The organism is Escherichia sp. MOD1-EC6819, from assembly GCF_002965765.1.
Lineage (GTDB): Bacteria > Pseudomonadota > Gammaproteobacteria > Enterobacterales > Enterobacteriaceae > Escherichia > Escherichia ruysiae.
In genome coordinates, this window is the sequence record NZ_PTRG01000004.1 from 234,512 (window position 1) to 252,825 (window position 18,314).

General features: G+C 48.2%; 21 protein-coding genes and 3 tRNA genes. 6 read left to right on the forward strand and 18 right to left on the reverse strand.

Annotated features, from left to right (window positions below):
* Positions 1 to 4: 4 nt before the first annotated feature.
* The 5 genes from otsA to araF all read right to left on the reverse strand — a co-directional run bounded on the left by otsA (position 5) and on the right by araF (position 5,949).
* Positions 5 to 1,429, reverse strand: coding sequence for an alpha,alpha-trehalose-phosphate synthase (otsA, locus tag A7Z06_RS07165; RefSeq protein WP_010345068.1), 1,425 nt, complete (start codon positions 1,427 to 1,429; stop codon positions 5 to 7).
* On the reverse strand, positions 1,404 to 2,207 hold the full coding sequence (gene otsB, locus A7Z06_RS07170; protein WP_000138760.1) for a trehalose-phosphatase: 804 nt from the start codon (positions 2,205 to 2,207) through the stop codon (positions 1,404 to 1,406). The genes otsA and otsB overlap by 26 nt, the downstream gene beginning before the upstream one ends.
* Positions 2,208 to 2,370: 163 nt before the next feature.
* Entirely contained in the window at positions 2,371 to 3,357 is a 987-nt protein-coding gene (araH, locus tag A7Z06_RS07175) for an arabinose ABC transporter permease AraH (protein ID WP_000100212.1), read from the reverse strand.
* A 14-nt stretch (positions 3,358 to 3,371) separates the two neighbouring features.
* A complete protein-coding gene (araG, locus tag A7Z06_RS07180; RefSeq protein WP_001187835.1) occupies positions 3,372 to 4,886 on the reverse strand; it encodes an arabinose ABC transporter ATP-binding protein AraG in 1,515 nt (504 codons plus the stop codon).
* 73 nt (positions 4,887 to 4,959) lie between these two features.
* Positions 4,960 to 5,949 carry an arabinose ABC transporter substrate-binding protein AraF gene (gene araF, locus A7Z06_RS07185; RefSeq protein WP_000548667.1) on the reverse strand — a complete coding sequence of 330 codons (990 nt, stop codon included), beginning with the start codon at positions 5,947 to 5,949 and terminating at the stop codon, positions 4,960 to 4,962.
* A 789-nt stretch (positions 5,950 to 6,738) separates the two neighbouring features.
* Between araF and A7Z06_RS07195 the strand changes: the two genes are divergently transcribed.
* A complete protein-coding gene (locus tag A7Z06_RS07195) occupies positions 6,739 to 7,242 on the forward strand; it encodes a non-heme ferritin-like protein (protein WP_000246122.1) in 504 nt (167 codons plus the stop codon).
* An 83-nt stretch (positions 7,243 to 7,325) separates the two neighbouring features.
* On the opposite strand, the gene yecJ is transcribed toward A7Z06_RS07195, so the two are convergent.
* Together yecJ and azuC are read right to left on the reverse strand one after the other, a co-directional pair.
* Positions 7,326 to 7,577: a DUF2766 family protein YecJ gene (gene yecJ, locus A7Z06_RS07200; RefSeq protein WP_000082114.1), complete on the reverse strand. Its 252-nt coding sequence runs from the start codon at positions 7,575 to 7,577 to the stop codon at positions 7,326 to 7,328.
* Positions 7,578 to 7,692: 115 nt separating this feature from the next.
* Positions 7,693 to 7,779: a stress response protein AzuC gene (azuC, locus tag A7Z06_RS07205; protein ID WP_077629254.1), complete on the reverse strand. Its 87-nt coding sequence runs from the start codon at positions 7,777 to 7,779 to the stop codon at positions 7,693 to 7,695.
* Between the two features lie 263 nt (positions 7,780 to 8,042).
* Between azuC and yecR the strand changes: the two genes are divergently transcribed.
* Together yecR and ftnA are read left to right on the forward strand one after the other, a co-directional pair.
* On the forward strand, positions 8,043 to 8,366 hold the full coding sequence (yecR, locus tag A7Z06_RS07215) for a YecR family lipoprotein (protein WP_000681391.1): 324 nt from the start codon (positions 8,043 to 8,045) through the stop codon (positions 8,364 to 8,366).
* Between the two features lie 178 nt (positions 8,367 to 8,544).
* Entirely contained in the window at positions 8,545 to 9,042 is a 498-nt protein-coding gene (gene ftnA, locus A7Z06_RS07220) for a non-heme ferritin (protein WP_000917207.1), read from the forward strand.
* 37 nt (positions 9,043 to 9,079) lie between these two features.
* Here the strand turns inward: ftnA and A7Z06_RS07225 are convergent, their stop codons facing one another.
* Positions 9,080 to 9,319, reverse strand: a complete 240-nt coding sequence (locus A7Z06_RS07225) for a YecH family metal-binding protein (protein ID WP_000094895.1) — start codon at positions 9,317 to 9,319, stop codon at positions 9,080 to 9,082.
* 190 nt (positions 9,320 to 9,509) lie between these two features.
* On the opposite strand from A7Z06_RS07225, the gene tyrP reads away from it, so the two are divergent.
* Positions 9,510 to 10,721, forward strand: coding sequence for a tyrosine transporter TyrP (gene tyrP / locus A7Z06_RS07230; protein WP_000797587.1), 1,212 nt, complete (start codon positions 9,510 to 9,512; stop codon positions 10,719 to 10,721).
* A 62-nt stretch (positions 10,722 to 10,783) separates the two neighbouring features.
* Here tyrP and yecA read toward each other — a convergent pair whose 3' ends face one another.
* The 7 genes from yecA to uvrY all read right to left on the reverse strand — a co-directional run bounded on the left by yecA (position 10,784) and on the right by uvrY (position 15,187).
* Positions 10,784 to 11,449 (reverse strand): UPF0149 family protein YecA, encoded by a 666-nt coding sequence (gene yecA, locus A7Z06_RS07235; RefSeq protein ID WP_000847898.1) that lies wholly within the window; start codon positions 11,447 to 11,449, stop codon positions 10,784 to 10,786.
* A gap of 194 nt (positions 11,450 to 11,643) precedes the next feature.
* Positions 11,644 to 11,730 (reverse strand) — tRNA-Leu (locus A7Z06_RS07240).
* A 12-nt stretch (positions 11,731 to 11,742) separates the two neighbouring features.
* Positions 11,743 to 11,816 (reverse strand) — tRNA-Cys (locus A7Z06_RS07245).
* A 53-nt stretch (positions 11,817 to 11,869) separates the two neighbouring features.
* Positions 11,870 to 11,945: transfer RNA gene (locus A7Z06_RS07250), tRNA-Gly, on the reverse strand.
* A gap of 151 nt (positions 11,946 to 12,096) precedes the next feature.
* Positions 12,097 to 12,645, reverse strand: coding sequence for a CDP-diacylglycerol--glycerol-3-phosphate 3-phosphatidyltransferase (pgsA, locus tag A7Z06_RS07255; RefSeq protein ID WP_001160187.1), 549 nt, complete (start codon positions 12,643 to 12,645; stop codon positions 12,097 to 12,099).
* 56 nt (positions 12,646 to 12,701) lie between these two features.
* Positions 12,702 to 14,534: an excinuclease ABC subunit UvrC gene (gene uvrC, locus A7Z06_RS07260; RefSeq protein WP_000116016.1), complete on the reverse strand. Its 1,833-nt coding sequence runs from the start codon at positions 14,532 to 14,534 to the stop codon at positions 12,702 to 12,704.
* Positions 14,531 to 15,187, reverse strand: coding sequence for a UvrY/SirA/GacA family response regulator transcription factor (gene uvrY, locus A7Z06_RS07265; protein WP_000611330.1), 657 nt, complete (start codon positions 15,185 to 15,187; stop codon positions 14,531 to 14,533). Before uvrY ends, uvrC begins: the two co-directional genes overlap by 4 nt.
* A gap of 296 nt (positions 15,188 to 15,483) precedes the next feature.
* Between uvrY and A7Z06_RS22010 the strand changes: the two genes are divergently transcribed.
* Positions 15,484 to 15,660, forward strand: a complete 177-nt coding sequence (locus A7Z06_RS22010) for a hypothetical protein (RefSeq protein WP_236582680.1) — start codon at positions 15,484 to 15,486, stop codon at positions 15,658 to 15,660.
* On the forward strand, positions 15,647 to 15,871 hold the full coding sequence (gene yecF, locus A7Z06_RS07270) for a DUF2594 family protein YecF (protein WP_000106474.1): 225 nt from the start codon (positions 15,647 to 15,649) through the stop codon (positions 15,869 to 15,871). Before A7Z06_RS22010 ends, yecF begins: the two co-directional genes overlap by 14 nt.
* A 66-nt stretch (positions 15,872 to 15,937) precedes the next feature.
* Here the strand turns inward: yecF and sdiA are convergent, their stop codons facing one another.
* The 3 genes from sdiA to tcyL all read right to left on the reverse strand — a co-directional run bounded on the left by sdiA (position 15,938) and on the right by tcyL (position 18,308).
* Entirely contained in the window at positions 15,938 to 16,660 is a 723-nt protein-coding gene (sdiA, locus tag A7Z06_RS07275; protein ID WP_001154261.1) for a transcriptional regulator SdiA, read from the reverse strand.
* A 230-nt stretch (positions 16,661 to 16,890) separates the two neighbouring features.
* A complete protein-coding gene (tcyN, locus tag A7Z06_RS07280; RefSeq protein WP_001273017.1) occupies positions 16,891 to 17,643 on the reverse strand; it encodes an L-cystine ABC transporter ATP-binding protein TcyN in 753 nt (250 codons plus the stop codon).
* Positions 17,640 to 18,308, reverse strand: coding sequence for a cystine ABC transporter permease (tcyL, locus tag A7Z06_RS07285; RefSeq protein ID WP_001158229.1), 669 nt, complete (start codon positions 18,306 to 18,308; stop codon positions 17,640 to 17,642). Before tcyL ends, tcyN begins: the two co-directional genes overlap by 4 nt.
* Between the last annotated feature and the right edge of the window lie 6 nt (positions 18,309 to 18,314).

The following is an 18,314-nucleotide window of genomic DNA, read 5'->3' on the forward strand; positions in this document are numbered from 1 at the left end:
GCCATTACGCCATTTTCGGAAAGGTAGCAACTTTATCGCGCTGCTGACTTTCCGCGCTTCGCGGAACTATCTGCTTTAGGTCGCGAATAAAATACTCCTGCCAGTGATTAATGTCGTTTTTCACAATAACTTCCAGCATTTCTGCATGGCGGGAAATACGTTCCGCCAGCGACATCGTCAACGCCCGATTGAGCGCCGCCGCAACTTCATCACGATCGTAGGGGTTTACAATTAACGCCGACGTCAGTTCGTTTGCCGCTCCGGCAAATTGCGAAAGTACCAGTACGCCCGGATTGGCAGGATCCTGTGCGGCAACATACTCTTTCGCGACCAGGTTCATTCCGTCGCGCAGCGGCGTCACTAATCCAACATCAGAATAGCGGAAGATTTTCATCAGTAATTTACGATCAAAATGCTGATTCAGATAATAAAGCGGCGTCCAGCCTAATTGACCATATTTGCCGTTAATTCTCCCGGCTTCATTTTCCAACTGATGACGAATATCCTGATACGCTTGCACATCACCACGCGACGTTGGCGCAATCTGGGTATAGCGAATTTTACCGTGATGTTGCGGATAGTTTTCCAGCAACGCTTCATAGGCGAGAAAACGCTCCGGCAAACCTTTGGAATAATCCAGTCGTTCGACAGAAAAGATATTTTGTACGTTTTTCAGTTCCGCTTTTAGTTGCGCCAGTTTTGCCGGCAATGGTCCGGCAGCCTGTTTGGCTATCTCATCTGGTTCAATGCCAATGGGGTAAACTTCGGTTCGAAACGCTTTGCCCCAGGCCGTATGGATTTTTGAGCTACGCGTCGTAACGCGGGTCAGGTTAGAAAGGCAATCCAGGAACGCCAGGCGATCGTTCTCTGTCTGGAAACCCAGCAAATCATAATCACAAAGCTGTTCAAGCAAGGTGTCATACGTCGGCAGCGCATTGAATATTTCCGGCGTCGGGAAAGGAATATGCAGGAAGAAACCAATGCGATTATTCACCCCTTGTTTGCGTAATTCATGCGCAAATGGCAACAGGTGATAATCGTGAACCCAGATAATGTCATCGTCTTCTAGCAGCGGCAGTAATTTATCTGCCAGCAACGCATTTACGCGTAGATAGCCGTCCCAGGCAGGACGCTGAAATTGCACCAGATCGAGTCGATAATGAAATGCAGGCCAGAGAACGGCATTGGAGAATTGGTTGTAGTATTCGTCGAGATCCTTTTCACTGAGGTTAAAAGAGGCCCAGGTAATATTTCCTTTTTTCACCTTTTTTAGCGGCTGATCCTCATTCCCCGTTTCGCCACTCCAGCCAAACCACAGTCCACCTGCAGCTTTCAGTGCACCCAGTATGCCGACAGCAAGGCCACCGGCACTGGCGGCGTGCTCGTCTGGTGGTGCAATCCGGTTAGATACTACGACTAAACGACTCATAGTCATCACTCCTGTTATTTTCTCTTTTTTGTTGTTGTAATGCGTTGGTTATCATTTCAAGCCAGCTCCAGACATCCGGCACGCCCGCCAGCCGCCATGATGCCTGAGTCGCTCCGGTGCCAATTTTCACTGACATTCCACCCAGTCGGTTAACGACCGCGAAGCCAGATTCATCGGTTAAATCATCGCCCAGAAAAACGGGCTTACGGCCGATAAAGGGAGCTTCCTGCATAAAGGCAGCAATCGCCTCCCCTTTACTGGTGTTTCCTGGTTTAATCTCGACGACACACTTTCCCTGCTGTAATGCCATTTGCGGCCAAATCTGGGTAATGCGTTGCGCTAATGTCAATAAGGCGTCTTCGTGCTGCGGCGCCTGACGATAGTGCAGCGCAAACGCCATCCCTTTCGCCTCCAGCTCCGCACCGGGATAGTGGCTGATTGCCGTATGCAGTTGAACACTAATATCGCGGGCAATCGCATCCGGCAGATGAACGATATGCGTTTTACCATTGATGTCACGGCGCTCCGCCCCATGCACACCCGCTAACGGGAAGCGATAAGGTTTTGCCAGTGCGTCAAGCTCGACCATTGAGCGCCCTGATATCAATGCCAATGCACCATCACTTGCGGCTGCCAGTAGCTGAAGTCCTTGCAGAATATTGTCAGGCACGACGACCTGATCGGGATGCGGTTTAATTTCCGCCAGCGTTCCATCGAGATCAAAAAACCAGGCATATTTCGCGGATAGTTCAGGGGGTTCGGTTAACGGTTCTGTCACCCGGTACTCCTCCTTATCTTTTTATAGTTCGCGCAGAACGCGCTTTACAGACATGTAAGTATAGACAGTGTGACGTAGCTCGCCATTTGCAAAAAAGAACAGCCAGCCGTTGTGGCGGCTGGCTGTGGAGGAAAAAAGGACTAAATTTTTGCGGAAAAAAGCATCAAACAGTGCGTTTCGCTTTTTGCTTGTAACGGTCGAAGATCACCGCTGCCAGCAGGATTAAGCCACGAACAACGTACTGCGCGAAAGGAGAAATATTGAGCAGGTTCATAGCATTTTCTACAGTACCTAAAATTAAGATACCCGCCACCACATATGAGATTTTTCCGATGCCACCTTTCAGAGAAACGCCACCTAAAACGCAGGCTGAGATAACAATCAACTCATAGCCAATCGAGGTCATCGGCTGACCGCTGGTCATGCGCGAAGCCAGAACAATCCCGGCAATCGCCGATACCAGACCAGAGAGAACAAAGATAATGATTTTGGTGCGGACAACCGGTACACCTGCCAGACGCGCGGCCTCTTCGTTACCACCAATCGCCAGCGTATTACGACCAAAGGTAGTTTTGTTCAGCAGCAAGCCAAAGATTATCAGGCAAGCGACAGTGAGCCAGATTGGCGCAGGCAGGCCGAACCAGTTGGCATAACCGAGAGCAAAGAAACTTTCATCTTCGATACCGACCGCTTTACCGTCGGAGATAATATACGCCAGACCACGGACAATCTGCATCGTCGCCAGCGTGGTAATCAAAGCGTTAATTTTAAGTTTGGCGATAACAAAACCATTCACCAGACCGCAGAGGACGCCCAGCAGCAAACCTGCCGCCACGCCTATCCACAGGCTTTCGGTCAGATTGATAACCACCGCCGTAGTAACACCTGCACAGGCAATTACCGAAGCAACAGAAAGGTCAAAGTCACCCGACGCGAGACAGAACAACATGCCGCACGCCACCATCCCCGACATGGAGATTGCCAGCCCCAGCCCTTTCATATTAATGAAGGTGGCAAAATTCGGGACAAAAATGGCACAGGCGATAAACAGCACCGCAAACACCACCAGCATACCGTACTGATCCCAGATACGCCCGAAGCTGAATGACGACTTAGATGCACCAGAACCCGATGTAGAAACAGAAGACATCATACTCTCCTTACTCAGGCAACTGCCTGGCTGACTTTAGGCATAGCAAGGCTTAGTGCCTGACGCTCATCTGCCTGCTCGTGTAGCAATTCACCCGCGATTTCACCTTCACGCATGACGATAATACGGTCGGCAACGCCGAGGACTTCGGGCAGATCGCTGGAGGCAAACAGCACCGCCACGCCCTGCGCCGCCAGCGCATAAATCACGTTATATATTTCGTGCTTGGCTCCCACATCAATACCGCGCGTAGGTTCATCCAGCAAAATGACCTTCATCTCTTCCGATAACCAACGCCCCAGAATGGCTTTCTGCTGATTACCACCGGAGAGATTCATGATTAATTGCTCCGCTCCCGGCGTTTTGATATTGAGCGAACGAATATGGTGATCAGCATTATTCGCTTCCCAGCCGTTATTGATCACACAACCACCAAGCACATGTTTGCGACGGGCACTGATGTTGATATTGTCACGAACGGAATGCACCGGAATAATACCTTCCGCTTTGCGATCTTCCGGACAGAGCATCATGCCAGCGGCAATGGCGTGACCCGGCTTGCGAATATCAATCGGCTTTTGGTCGATATAAACCTGACCGGCGGTGATTTGCGTACCACCAAACATGCCTTTCATTAATTCGCTGCGTCCAGCCCCCACCAGACCAAACAGACCAACAATTTCACCACTGCGAACGGTCAGGCTTATTGGCGTACGCACGCCTGGCGCCTTAACTGCATCCAGGCGCAATCGCTCCTCACCATAACTACGCGGTTGCCAGCCGTAGATATCGCCGATATCGCGACCGACCATCGCCTGTACCAGAACGTCGTGGTTAATCTGCTGCATATCGGTGAAAGTTTTGACGTAACGTCCATCTTTAAAGACGGTGATGGCATCGCTGAGAGCAAATATTTCTTCCATACGGTGAGAAACGTATAGGATCACCCGCCCCTCTTTTCGTAGCTCACGAATAACGCGGAAAAGATTGTCGATTTCACGGGCAGACAGGGAGCTGGTTGGCTCATCAAAGGCGATAATTTTGGCGTTACGCGCCAGAGCTTTGGCAATTTCAACCATCTGCCACTGACCAATGGAGAGATATTTCAGCGGCGTAGCCGGGTCAATATCCATACCCAGATGTTTGAGTTGTAAACCTGCTTCATAATTCAGCAGTGAACGATTTACAATGCCGCCTTTATGGGGAAGCTGGCCGAGATAAATATTTTCCGCGACGGTCATTTCCGGCACGAGATGCAGTTCCTGGTAAATAATCGCCACGCCCGCGTTAAGCGCAGTGGTCGTGTCGGAAAAGGACATTTCTTGTCCATTAATCACTACAGAACCCGTGGTTGGCGCATAGTTTCCGCTAAGGATTTTTAAGAGTGTTGATTTTCCTGCGCCATTTTCACCCATCAACGCATGAACCTGACCGGCATAGCAGTCAAAACTAATATCCGTCAACGCCTTAACGCCGGGGAAAGTTTTACCAATGCCGCGAAATGAGAGATACGGGGTAGACTGTTGCATAACGTCTCCGTGAATCACTGGTCTTTCACACCCCCTCTGCACAATAAAGGCAGAGGGGAATTTTTACGGCAGATTACTTACCGCCTAAACCTTTTTTCTCCAGTTCTTCTTTAAAGTTGTCGCGCGTAATCAGAACTACATCGGTAACTTCAGTGAATTTTGGTGGTTCTACGTCTTTCGCTACCCAGTTGTAGAGCATTTCGCTGGATTTATAGCCATGTACGTCCGGACTTGGCAGGAGTGAACCGTAGAAACCGGTAGCCTGCGCTTTGGACAGCTCGCTCACCGCATCCACCCCATTGATACCGATACCAATGATGTCCGCCGCTTTAAAGCCCTGACCTTCCGTTGCACGTACACCGCCCAGCACGGTGCTGTCGTTCATCCCGACAATCAACCAGTGTTTAACTTCAGGATGCTGAACCAGCATGGAGTTGGCGGCGTCAAATGCCCCAGGGATGTCGTTAGATTTGGTGGGAACCTGATATATTTGTTTTTCCGGGAATCCGGCGGCTTTCAGCGCGTCCATAGACCCCGTGGTACGGCGACGAGCGGTATCCAGTTCGTTGGCAGTAATCGCCATTACGGCACTTTCTTTTACGTCCCAACCACGTTTTTGCATCTCTTTATACAGTTCCTGACCCTGACGCTCACCAATTTTGGTCGCCGCCATCATCACCAGCGGCACGGTATCCATCGGCTTACCCTTGGCATTTACAAACTGGTCATCCACGGCAATCACTTTCATACCATAGCCACGTGCTTTCGCCACAATTGCGGAACCCAGTTTCGGGTCTGGCGTACAAATGACAAACCCTTTCGCACCGCTGGCAGCCAGACTGTCGATGGCGTTCAGCGTCTTTTCGCCATCCGGCACGGCAATCTTAATAACGTCAAACCCTAAATCTTTCCCGGCTTTATCGGCAAACTTCCATTCGGTCTGGAACCACGGCTCTTCTGGTTGCTTTACCAGGAAACCGAGTTTCAGGTTTTCCGCCATAGCGGATTGTGACATAACGGCAGCCAGACCAATGGCTGCAAGAGCTTTAGTAAATTTGTGCATGGTTATCTCCAGCTTTAGCGTCATTTTGTGTAGGGCAAAAACTAAGAACTTTTGTTAATTCAATCGGAAAACAAAGCATTACCTTTAGCGAAAAGATAATTGACTGTGTTGGCATAGTTTTAGCGAGAAATTAATTCTCCATAGGAGAGCAATATCACATAGCAGAATTACAGTGAGAACGTGCATAAATTCAGCGAGAAATGACATACTGGAAACGTTAATTGTCTGACAAATCAAAAAGGCATTAGCAGAATAATCCATGACATTAGCCTGGAAATCCTTGTGGTATGCGTTGAGAGGCTGGGAGTGACTTTTTTTAATCTAATTATTACCGGGTAAGAGGTTGTTCATTTACGCTGAATAGTGAAGGAGGATGAAGTCTCTAATCCTTGCAACAATCAATTTCCACATTAATTATCACCACCATTATTAATTAAGGGTAACGCTATAATGAGAGCATCATCGCATAACTAAAAAAATATCTTAAAATATCAAAACATCATCATGTTATTAATAATTTATTTCAATATCAATGAGATATACCAACACAGCGCATTAGGAATTATTGCAAACTAATTGTTCTCATCAATGAAATGTAAAAAAATATAAATCTGGTGATTTAAGGATTTTCTTATATCCGTTCAGACGTTATGCTTATTTCAGATCATCGTCAGAATTGACTCCACGATCACATTTTGGACATGCAGAAAGGAATTATTCTGCAATCAGTAATTACGGTGTTTTGATTCATCTTGCACCTCACGTCTTCTGGATATAAGGATATTAGGTATGGCAACCACTGGAATGCTTCTCAAACTCAACACCCAAATGAACCGCGAGTTTTATGCATCCAATCTCTACCTTCACCTGAGCAAATGGTGTTCTGAACAAAGTCTGAATGGCACCGCTACTTTCCTTCGCGCCCAGGCACAGAGTAACGTGACGCAAATGATGCGCATGTTTAACTTTATGAAAAGTATCGGAGCAACTCCCATCGTTAAAGCTATCGATGTACCAGGAGAAAAGCTTAACTCCCTGGAAGAACTCTTCCAAAAGACGATGGAAGAATATGAGCAGCGTTCAAGCAAGCTGTCACAATTAGCCGATGAAGCTAAAGAATTGAATGATGATTCTACCGTCGATTTCCTGCGCGATCTGGAAAAAGAACAGCAGCACGATGGTCTGTTGTTGCAAACCATTCTTGATGAAGTACGCAGCGCGAAACTTGCCGGTATGTGCCCTGTCCAGACCGACCAGCATGTTCTTAATGTCGTGTCGCATCAGATACATTAATCATGTTCGGCGCTTTAAAACATGCGCCGGATACAAATAATTTTGAGAAAGCCGCTGCTTCATACTTTGAAGCAGCGGTTTTTTTAATGGGATTCACCTTGCGGAGTAAATTTCAGTTCAATCAGCGCGATGGCTTTTTGGATAGCGCGCATCGTTACCGGATCGGCTGCGGCGGGATGGTTAGTAAAATCGATATTCTTCAACTGGCTGGACATTTTTTCACGCAACTCAACAGGTGCGATCACATCGAGTACGTCGAGAATTTGTTTGATTACCAACTGGCAAGCGACAACATCAGAGACCAGTTCCTGATCGGCATTCAGCGGCTGGGACATTGTAAACTCCTGATAGCTTTTTGAAAGCCGCTATAGTAGCGGCTTCCCCTCCACAGCGATAGTCACATCCGCCATCACCAGGGCACAAAAAAACCTGCCGAAGCAGGTTTTTTTGTTATCTGAACATATTGCCTGGCGGTACGTCTTTGAACGTCTTGCAATAGTTATCAAACATGCTTTTCAGGATTTTGCGTAGTTTCATCGAGGTACTCCGACCATTTGTTATGCAGGTGTTATCGTCTTTGCGCTTATAATATGACATCCATCACAAAAATCAATCTTTATGTGATATATATCACATAAATACCCCTTTAATGTTATGAAATTGATAACCACAAAGTCCCCATAAAGCGCCTGACTTCTGGGAAAAGCAAGGAATAGCACCGATCCGTCGTCTTTTCTGTCCATAACCTGGTACTGCGCGCGGGTACAATACCAGTTTCTTCTCCCTCTTCAGGCCGTGACATGAAACATCTGATATTTATTTTTTCACTTTTAACATTAGCGGGCTGCACCGTAACTCGTCAGGCTCAATTGAGCGAAGTTAATGTCACGAGCGGTATTGTGCGCCTCGTTTATGATCAGGCATTTTTACAACACGCCCGTACTGACAGCTATCTTAATCAAAGAATAGCGGAACGCGCATGTCAGCACGCAGGATTTACCCGCGCTATTGCGTTTGGGCAACCTGTAAGTAACTGTAGTCTGTTTGCGGGATCGTTATGCCTGAATACGGAATTTACGCTGTCGTATCAGTGCCAAAATTTAATGCCCTCGACTTATCAATAAAGACCTTAATCAGCGAGGGATGCTTCGCTGGTTAATTAATGCCACAAATAGCGTTAATGCGTTTTATTCCCATTCGTATTTTTAATAATTGAATTTAATATTTTACCTTTTGCAAATAATAAAATAACAAATTATAGTGGCGCCACAGCAACAAAAATAACCTTTATGGAGCACTATCATGCTGAAACCAGAAATGATTGAAAAACTCAATGAGCAGATGAACCTGGAACTGTACTCTTCACTGCTTTATCAGCAAATGAGCGCCTGGTGCAGCTATCATACCTTTGAAGGCGCGGCTGCGTTTCTCCGCCGACACGCCCAGGAAGAGATGACGCATATGCAGCGTCTGTTTGACTATCTGACCGATACCGGAAACTTACCGCGTATTAATACCGTTGAATCCCCGTTTGCTGAATATTCTTCACTTGATGAATTATTCCAGGAAACCTATAAGCATGAACAATTAATCACGCAGAAAATTAATGAACTGGCTCACGCTGCCATGACCAACCAGGATTACCCAACGTTTAATTTCCTGCAATGGTATGTTTCTGAGCAACATGAAGAAGAGAAATTGTTCAAATCGATTATTGATAAATTAAGTCTGGCCGGTAAAAGCGGCGAAGGTCTTTATTTCATCGATAAAGAACTTTCTACCCTCGACGCGCAAAATTAATCTACTCTGGCGGCAGATTTACTGCCGCCGTTTCATATCAGTGGCGACAAATTTTACTTGTATCGGTTGAGAACCCTTCTTCACCGGGAATAAATTTACCTTTCGCCGCCAGAAACGCCACCAGTTCTCCCGCAGTCATCCCTTCCGCCGAGCAGGTATGAAAACGCGCCTGTTCACCAAAACGCGCTTTGATCGCCGCTTCCAGACTGGCGTGCGTATATTGCTCGCCTGATTCAATCATCATATTTAACACTTCATGACCGTGAATAGAGCTCATCGTTCCTCCTCAAAAAGGGCATAGCGTAGCGATAGCTGCTCATCAAGGCTTTGCGCCAGCGCAGTTCTGAATGCATTTTATTGTACATTTTTATTTACACTAAATGTAACGCCGATTTGACGAAAAATGTAGAATGCCTTAACCTGCGCCGCAGATATCACTCATAAAGATCGTCAGGACAGAAGAAAGCGTGAAAAACAGAACTCTGGGAAGTGTTTTTATCGTGGCAGGAACCACAATTGGCGCGGGTATGTTGGCAATGCCGCTGGCGGCAGCAGGCGTCGGTTTTAGTGTCACATTGACATTGTTAGTTGGTCTGTGGGCATTGATGTGTTACACCGCACTGCTATTGCTGGAGGTGTATCAGCATGTACCCGCAGATACCGGTCTGGGCACGCTGGCAAAACGCTATCTGGGGCATTATGGGCAGTGGCTGACAGGCTTCAGTATGATGTTTTTAATGTACGCCCTGACGGCGGCGTACATTAGCGGCGCCGGTGAATTGCTGGCCTCCAGCATCAGCGACTGGACGGGTATTCCAGTGTCGGCAACCACTGGCGTGTTGTTGTTCACTTTTGTTGCCGGTGGTGTGGTTTGTGTCGGGACGTCGCTGGTCGATTTATTTAACCGCTTTCTGTTCAGCGCCAAAATTATTTTTCTGGTGGTGATGCTGGTATTGCTGCTACCGCATATTCACAAAGTGAATCTTTTAACCCTGCCGCTACAACAAGGACTTGCGTTGTCGGCGATCCCGGTAATTTTTACGTCATTTGGCTTCCACGGTAGTGTACCGAGCATCGTCAGTTATATGGATGGCAACATTCGCAAGCTGCGCTGGGTATTTATTACCGGTAGTGCGATCCCTCTGGTGGCGTATATATTCTGGCAACTGGCGACGCTGGGCAGCATTGATTCCACAACCTTTATGGGATTGTTGGCTAATCATGCCGGGCTAAACGGGCTGTTACAGGCATTACGCGAAGTGGTGGCCTCACCGCATGTCGAACTGGCGGTGCATTTATTTGCTGACTTAGCCCTCGCAACGTCCTTCCTCGGCGTAGCATTAGGCTTATTTGATTATCTTGCGGATCTGTTTCAGCGTTCAAATAGCGTTGGCGGGAGAATGCAAACCGGGGCAATTACTTTTCTGCCACCGCTGGCATTTGCGCTGTTTTACCCACGTGGCTTTGTAATGGCGCTGGGTTACGCCGGTGTGGCGCTGGCTGTGCTGGCGTTGATTATCCCTTCCCTGTTGACCTGGCAGAGCAGAAAGCATAATCCACAAGCAGGTTATCGGGTGAAAGGCGGCCGTCCAGCGTTGATACTGGTGTTTCTCTGTGGTATTGGCGTGATTGGAGTGCAATTTTTGATTGCAGCAGGGTGGTTACCAGAAGTGGGGTGATCAAATAACCTCACATATCCCTGTTGGGTGCCAGAATTAACTCTGGCACCCAATGTGACCTCTTAATGCAAGCAGCACTGCTTAAATTTCTTACCACTACCGCACGGGCAAGGATCGTTACGACCCGGTTTTTCTTCTGCTTTTATCGGTTGCTGAACAGGCTTTTCCTGCTGATGAGCCATCCAGTAAGCGTGCAAATCAAGTGCCGCCAGTCGAATGGCATCCACACTCTCATCAAACGCTTCCGGCGACAGCTTCTCTACCCGCTCGAAGTTTTCTTCCGTACCGTGCAGCGCAATCGCCTCAAGCGCCGGTTTTAAGGATTCAGGCAATGCCGACCAGTCAGAGAGAGCAACGCCACGCATATAGCCAAAGCACCACTCCTCAACAATCGTCAGCTCACTACCATCAACCTCTCGCAGACCAAATAACGGCTCAAACTGTTCAGGAAATTCGTTCAGACGCTCTGCGGTATCGGCCATATGTTGAAAAGCCAGGTTCATAAAGCGCGTCATCTCTTTTTCTGACGCCCAGCGCGGTACATAGTCCGCCCCACCCCAGACGGCCACCAACCACTGTTCTGGTTCAATTTCTTGCGGAGAACTCAACACCGCCGTCAATAAACCGTCCAGCTCAGCTACATCAAGGATGGCGTGGTCTGTGTTGTATTTGGTCAGGATATCATCCAGCCATTCCAACTCACTTTCGTTCAACGGTCCCGTTTTCATACGCTTTTCCTTGTGGATCTCGACTCGCCAGCGTCTATCTTACATGTCGGTCTGGCATAGAGATACTTTTTGAGTGGATTACCCAGTGATTAAAAATAAGAGGGGTATAACGATAAGTGGCAGATACAAAAAAACCACCCGAAGGTGGTTTCACGACACTGCTTATTGCTTTGATTTTATTCTTATCTTTCCCATGGTACCCGGAGCGGGACTTGAACCCGCACAGCGCGAACGCCGAGGGATTTTAAATCCCTTGTGTCTACCGATTCCACCATCCGGGCTCGGGAAAAAAGTGGAGGCGCGTTCCGGAGTCGAACCGGACTAGACGGATTTGCAATCCGCTACATAACCGCTTTGTTAACGCGCCAAATTCTTCAGGCTTTTCAGCCAGACACCCGCTTAAGCCGATGTCTTTTAAACTGGAGCGGGAAACGAGACTCGAACTCGCGACCCCGACCTTGGCAAGGTCGTGCTCTACCAACTGAGCTATTCCCGCATTCATCAAGCAATCAGCTAATCACTTGATTTTATTATCGTCTGGCAATCAGTGCCGCCGTTCGATGCGTTGCATTCTACTTACCTGACGCGATGAGTCAACGATATTTTTCACCACTTTTGATCGTTTGCTGAATTTTGCGCCGAAACGATCACTGATCAAGCAAATCTGCGCGAGCTGCGCTCAAATATTGCAACATAGACCACAGAGTCAGTACCGCAGCCACAAAGAAAAGTGCAATACCAGCATACTCAACCCAAATGTTCGGACGCCATAACAGCCAGGCCAGCGCCACCATTTGGGCAGTCGTTTTTACTTTACCAATCCAGGAGACAGCCACACTGCTGCGTTTACCGAGTTCAGCCATCCATTCACGTAGAGCAGAAATAATAATTTCACGGGCGATCATCGTTGCCGCTGGCAAAGTGACCCACCAGCTATGGTAATGCTCAGTTACCAGCACCATGGCAATGGCAACCAGCACTTTATCTGCTACTGGATCAAGGAAAGCGCCAAAGCGGGTACTCTGATTCCAGCGACGCGCCAGAAAACCATCGAACCAGTCAGTTACCGCCGCAACGCAGAAAATGAGCGCGGCAGCAAACGGCGACCAGGTGACAGGCAGATAAAAGACCAATACAAAGAATGGGATAAGGATGACACGGAACAGTGTGAGCAACGTAGGGATATTAAATTGCATAATGACGGGTAACTATCTGTTGTCAGTAAGATTACCCCTATGTTGCTACAGAGACATCAATGTTTCAACGACCAGAAGATCTTTTCTGCCAGACCTTGCGAAATACCCGGCACTTTTGCAATTTCCTCAACGCTGGCGTTACGTAAACCTTGCAAACCGCCCATATATTTCAACAACATTTGCCGACGTTTTGGTCCAACGCCTTCGATGGTTTCCAGCGTGCTGGTATTTTTGACTTTTGCGCGTTTTTTGCGATGCCCACCAATCGCGTGATCGTGTGATTCATCGCGGATATGCTGGATGACATGCAGCGCCGGTGAATCTGGCGGCAGACTGAAGCCCTCACCTTCAGGTTCGAAGAACAACGTTTCCAGCCCAGCCTTACGATCGGCTCCTTTCGCCACGCCAAGAAGCAGCGGATGGTTTTTATCCCATGAGACATCCAGCTCGGCGAAGACATTTTTCGCCTGCGCAAGCTGGCCTTTGCCGCCATCAATCAGGATCACGTCCGGAATCTTACTGTCGTCGATGGCTTTACCGTAACGCCGACGCAGCACCTGATTCATTGCCGCATAATCATCACCAGGCGTAATGCCGGTAATGTTATAGCGCCGATACTCCGCACGCAGCGGGCCGTTAGCATCGAACACCACACACGAAGCGACCGTTTGTTCACCCATGGTATGGCTGATGTCAAAACACTCCATCCGCTTCACTTCCGGCAATTTCAACACGCTTGCAAGCGCGGTCAGACGCTGGTGAACCGTAGATTGCTGCGAAAGTTTGGTCGTTAAGGCCGTCGCCGCATTGGTGCGCGCCAGCTTCAGATAACGTGCCCGATCGCCACGCGGTTTAGTCTGAACGTTAATCTTGCGCCCTGCCAGTTCTGAAAGGGAATCGGCGAGCAGCGTTTTATCGCTAAGATTAAAGTCGAGCAGGATCTCACCCGGCAAAGTGCGCATCTGGCTGCCCTGTAAATAGAACTGACCGACAAAGGTTTCCACCACTTCGCCCAGCTCCGTACCGCCAGGTACTTTCGGGAAATAACTACGGCTACCGAGCACCTTGCCCTGACGAATAAACAAGACGTGGACACAAGCCATGCCCGCATCGAAAGCGACGCCAATAACGTCAAGGTCATCACCTGTATTGGAGACAAACTGTTTTTCGGTTACGCGTCGCACCGCCTGGATTTGGTCGCGAATACGTGCCGCTTCTTCAAACTCCAGATTCTGGCTGGCTGTTTCCATGCGACCGATCAGTTGAGTAAGCACCTGATCGTCCTTACCGGATAAAAACAGGCGCACATACTCTACCTGCTGGGCGTACTCTTCTTCACTCACCAGACCCTCAACGCACGGTCCCAGACAGCGCCCTATCTGATATTGCAGACACGGACGCGAGCGGTTGCGATAAACGCTATTTTCACACTGGCGAATCGGGAAAATCTTTTGTAGCAGCGCCAGGGTTTCACGCACGGCATAGCCGTTTGGGAACGGGCCGAAATATTCACCTTTGGCGTGCTTTGCACCGCGATGCATAGCCAGACGCGGATGGGTATCGTCGCTAAGAAAAATAAAAGGATAAGATTTATCATCGCGTAACAGAACGTTGTAACGCGGCTGATAGAGTTTGATGTAGTTGTGTTCCAGCAGCAGAGCTTCGGTTTCGGTATGGGTAACCGTCACATCAATTTGCTGGATCTGGGCAACCAACGCTTCGGTTTTGCGCGAAGCGAGGTTGCTACGGAAATAGCTGGAAAGCCGTTTTTTCAGGTCTTTCGCTTTGCCGACATAGATAACCGTACCACCAGCATCATACATGCGATAAACGCCAGGCTGGCTGGTTACGGTTTTTAAAAACGCTTTTGCGTCAAACTGAACACTCACTGACTTGTTAATGTCTCCGCATTACACAGACCATGGCGAATTGCCAGGTGAGTCAGCTCAACATCGCCATGAATGTTTAATTTACTGAACATACGGTAGCGATAGCTGTTCACCGTTTTCGGGCTGAGATTAAGCTGTTCTGAGATCTCATTGACCTTTTGGCCTTTGGTAATCATCAGCATAATCTGCAATTCACGTTCAGACAAACTGGCAAATGGGCTTTCTGTTTTTTCTGGTTCGATCTGGCTTAATGCCATTTGTTGAGCAATGTCAGAAGCAATATAACGCTGCCCCGAATGGACAGAGCGAATCGCACTCACAACTTCCTGCGGAGCCGCACCTTTGCTGAGATAGCCCGCAGCACCGGCCTGCATGACTTTCGCTGGTAAAGGGTTTTCAGTATGAACCGTAAGCATGATGATTTTGATATCTGCTGTCGAGCGAGCGATTTTACGCGTCGCCTCAAGACCGCCAATGCCAGGCATACTCATGTCCATTAGCACGACGTCAACGGTGTTTGCCCGGCACCACTTAACGGCGTCTTCACCGCAGGATGCCTCACCGACGACTTTAATACCCTTTATATCTTCCAGAATGCGTCGTATCCCTGCGCGCACCAGTTCGTGGTCATCAACAAGTAGAACGTTGATCAAAGGAATATCTCCAGAAATAGGGATAACGCTACTGATAGTTAGTCATTCGTATATTAGCGGTTTTTATTGCAACTTTGAAACGTTAAAAATGGTGGGTATTCGATTTTTCTCTCGTTTTTGTAAATTCGATTGTCCAGAGTTATCGTCACGTCCGTCATCAAAGGTTTGCCAGCGCGTTTCGCAGTAAGGCCAACGACGAAATGTGACAAAAATTGACTTTATTCAGCATAAATGAAAAATCAGCGGCATGAATATGTAACATGAATTAACCCGAACAATACGCGCGAAAAACATTCATGATAAAAACATTTATTGCGCGTTATATTCCCTGTTTTATTACTATTGCTGATATCGTGCGCAAAAAACAACCACTGCTATTTTTAGCAAAGCTTATGGTATACTCCGCCGCCTTAACATTTTTCACCGCAAATTTTCATTGCAACATGACGAGGAAAATAAATGAGTACGCCTGATTTTTCTACTGCCGAGAATAATCAAGAACTGGCAAATGAAGTCTCCTGCCTGAAAGCGATGCTGACGCTGATGCTGCAGGCGATGGGACAAGCTGACGCGGGCCGCGTGATGTTAAAGATGGAAAAACAGCTTGCGCTGATCGAAGACGAAACCCAGGCTGCGGTATTTTCCAAAACGGTTAAGCAAATTAAACAAGCCTACCGTCAGTAATATAAAACCGGCTGAAAGCGCACCTTTCAGCCGGTTTGGCATCTTTCATGCCCAATGTAATAGATATCATATTAAGCCAGTTGCGGCTGCGTAGCAGGCAACCTGCGTCTTATTCGGTGCATTGATTTTTTTCTGCATATTTTTCTGATGAAAATTGACAGTATTCTCAGAGATTGACAGGATCATCGCTATCTCTGCTGACGTTTTACCTTCTGCGGTCCATTTCAGAATTTCTTTTTCCCGCTTGCTGAAATTCATCTCTGGCGTCATCACTATGTCATCATTTAAACGTATCAACGCCATCAGACTTTCACGCACCAATAGCTGCATTTTTAATTGCAGTTCATCACTAAGAATGGGTATTTCACGCGTACTGCTACGGGAAAAGGACAAAAACCCCAACGCCCGATTCGGCAGCATTAAATACTGAGTGACGCCACGGCGTAAACCATGCGCACGTGCGGCTTCCCATAACGGCTGTGCTTCGTTGAATAACTCATCATTCCACAATAAATGCCCCTGACTGAAGTTTTCAGGGTTAAGCACAGGATCAATGGCGAGAAAGTTTTTGGCCTGATAATAACTGACCCATGACTCCGGATAATTGGTGTAGAAAGCCACTTTCGGTCGCGTGAATGGCACCGGGTGGCGCACACATAATGAATAAAAATCGAACTCCAGTTGGTAAGTCTGATGCTCTATTTCATGGTAGACCTCTTCTGCGGCCTCCATCCTCTGAAAACGCAACAACATCGTGCGACGCCAGCTGAAAAAATCCGTATCCTGCATAGTTAACCGCAACGCCCCTGAGAGTGAGTATCATTTATACTGATAACTCAAACTATCACATAAATAAGATTTATATATAATTTATATTATTCAGACAATGAATTACTTTTGCAAGCCATAGCATTCTCTTATGTTATTAATAAGTTATGCTGATTTATTAAGCGATTTATGCGGTCAGGAATGCGTTTTCGCCCCGACTAAAAAGCTGCCGGGGCTGATTTTTTCTTATCTTATTGCAACAGAAACTTCTCAAGGAACTGGCGTGTGCGGGGATGCTGAGGATCGGCAAATAAGGTTTTTGCAGGGCCCTGCTCTACTATCCGCCCTTGATCCATAAAGATCGCGCGGTCAGCAACGTCACGGGCAAAGCTCATTTCGTGCGTCACAATCACCATGGTGCGCTTTTCCTGTGCCAACTGGCGTATGGTATTCAGGACTTCCCCCACCAGCTCCGGGTCCAGCGCCGAAGTGGGTTCGTCAAACAAAATGACTTCCGGGCGCATCGCCAGCGCACGCGCAATCGCCACACGTTGCTGTTGACCGCCGGACAAACGACGCGGATAGCTGGTCTCTTTCCCTTCCAGTCCAACTTTTGCCAGCAGCTCGCGAGCGCGCGCCGTGGCCTCCTCCTTCGGTTCGCCTTTAACGATCACCGGCCCTTCAATAATGTTTTCCAGCACTGTGCGATGCGGAAACAGATTAAAATTCTGAAAGACAAATCCGACATGCTGGCGCAACTGGCGAATCAGCGATTTTTGCTGGCTTAACGAACGCGCAGTATCAATAGTGATATCCCCAACGGTGATGCTCCCCGCCTCCGGTTGCTCCAGCAAATTTATGCTGCGTAGCAACGTGGTTTTGCCGGAGCCACTCGGGCCGATAATCGCCACGACTTCGCCAGTTTTGACCTCCAGATCGATACCGTGCAGTACCGTCTGACCGTGGAATTTTTTCACCAGGTTTTTAACTTCAATGGCACTCATTTTGGTTCTCTCTCCTGGCGGTTAAGTTGATTCTCAAAATGGTTCTGTAGCGTCGATAACACTGTCGCCATAATCCAGTAGATGAGCGAAGCCGCCAGATACATAGTGAAAACTTCCAGCGTGCGCGAGGTAATCAACTGCGCCTGACGAAACAGCTCCGGCACCTGAATCGTCGCTGCCAGCGAGGTATCTTTTACCAGGCTGATAAAGCTGTTCGACAGTGGCGGCAGTGCCACCCGAGCCGCCTGCGGCAAAATTGCGCGACGCATAGTTTGCCACGGCGTCATGCCAATACTGGCGGCTGCTTCCCACTGACCTTTATCAATAGATGAAATGGCGGCGCGCAGCGTTTCGGCAGCATAGGCAGCGGTGTTCAGTGACAGACCAATCATCGCCGACGGAATCGGATCTAATTCAATGCCAAACTGCGGTAGGCCGTAGTAGATCATAAACAGTTGCGCGATGAGCGGCGTACCGCGAAAAATGGAAATGTAAAAACGCGCCAGCCAGCGCACGGGCCAGAGCGGCGACAGGCGCATCAGCGCGAGAATAAATCCCAGCAGTAAGCCAAAAAACATGCCGCCGATACTGAGTTGCAGCGTATACCCAGCCCCTTTAAGCAGGAACGGCAAAGAATCAATAACCAGTTGTATACTTTCTTGCATGAGCGT

Excerpts from the sequence above, each read along its gene's own strand:
- otsA (WP_010345068.1), bottom strand. The coding sequence starts at position 1,429 with ATGAGTCGTTTAGTCGTAGTATCTAACCGGATTGCACCACCAGACGAG.
- araH (WP_000100212.1), bottom strand. The coding sequence starts at position 3,357 with ATGTCTTCTGTTTCTACATCGGGTTCTGGTGCATCTAAGTCGTCATTC.
- araG (WP_001187835.1), bottom strand. The coding sequence starts at position 4,886 with ATGCAACAGTCTACCCCGTATCTCTCATTTCGCGGCATTGGTAAAACT.
- araF (WP_000548667.1), bottom strand. The coding sequence starts at position 5,949 with ATGCACAAATTTACTAAAGCTCTTGCAGCCATTGGTCTGGCTGCCGTT.
- A7Z06_RS07195 (WP_000246122.1), top strand. The coding sequence starts at position 6,739 with ATGGCAACCACTGGAATGCTTCTCAAACTCAACACCCAAATGAACCGC.
- yecJ (WP_000082114.1), bottom strand. The coding sequence starts at position 7,577 with ATGTCCCAGCCGCTGAATGCCGATCAGGAACTGGTCTCTGATGTTGTC.
- azuC (WP_077629254.1), bottom strand. The coding sequence starts at position 7,779 with ATGAAACTACGCAAAATCCTGAAAAGCATGTTTGATAACTATTGCAAG.
- yecR (WP_000681391.1), top strand. The coding sequence starts at position 8,043 with ATGAAACATCTGATATTTATTTTTTCACTTTTAACATTAGCGGGCTGC.
- ftnA (WP_000917207.1), top strand. The coding sequence starts at position 8,545 with ATGCTGAAACCAGAAATGATTGAAAAACTCAATGAGCAGATGAACCTG.
- A7Z06_RS07225 (WP_000094895.1), bottom strand. The coding sequence starts at position 9,319 with ATGAGCTCTATTCACGGTCATGAAGTGTTAAATATGATGATTGAATCA.
- yecA (WP_000847898.1), bottom strand. The coding sequence starts at position 11,449 with ATGAAAACGGGACCGTTGAACGAAAGTGAGTTGGAATGGCTGGATGAT.
- pgsA (WP_001160187.1), bottom strand. The coding sequence starts at position 12,645 with ATGCAATTTAATATCCCTACGTTGCTCACACTGTTCCGTGTCATCCTT.
- A7Z06_RS22010 (WP_236582680.1), top strand. The coding sequence starts at position 15,484 with ATGATAAAAACATTTATTGCGCGTTATATTCCCTGTTTTATTACTATT.
- yecF (WP_000106474.1), top strand. The coding sequence starts at position 15,647 with ATGAGTACGCCTGATTTTTCTACTGCCGAGAATAATCAAGAACTGGCA.
- sdiA (WP_001154261.1), bottom strand. The coding sequence starts at position 16,660 with ATGCAGGATACGGATTTTTTCAGCTGGCGTCGCACGATGTTGTTGCGT.
- tcyN (WP_001273017.1), bottom strand. The coding sequence starts at position 17,643 with ATGAGTGCCATTGAAGTTAAAAACCTGGTGAAAAAATTCCACGGTCAG.
- tcyL (WP_001158229.1), bottom strand. The coding sequence starts at position 18,308 with ATGCAAGAAAGTATACAACTGGTTATTGATTCTTTGCCGTTCCTGCTT.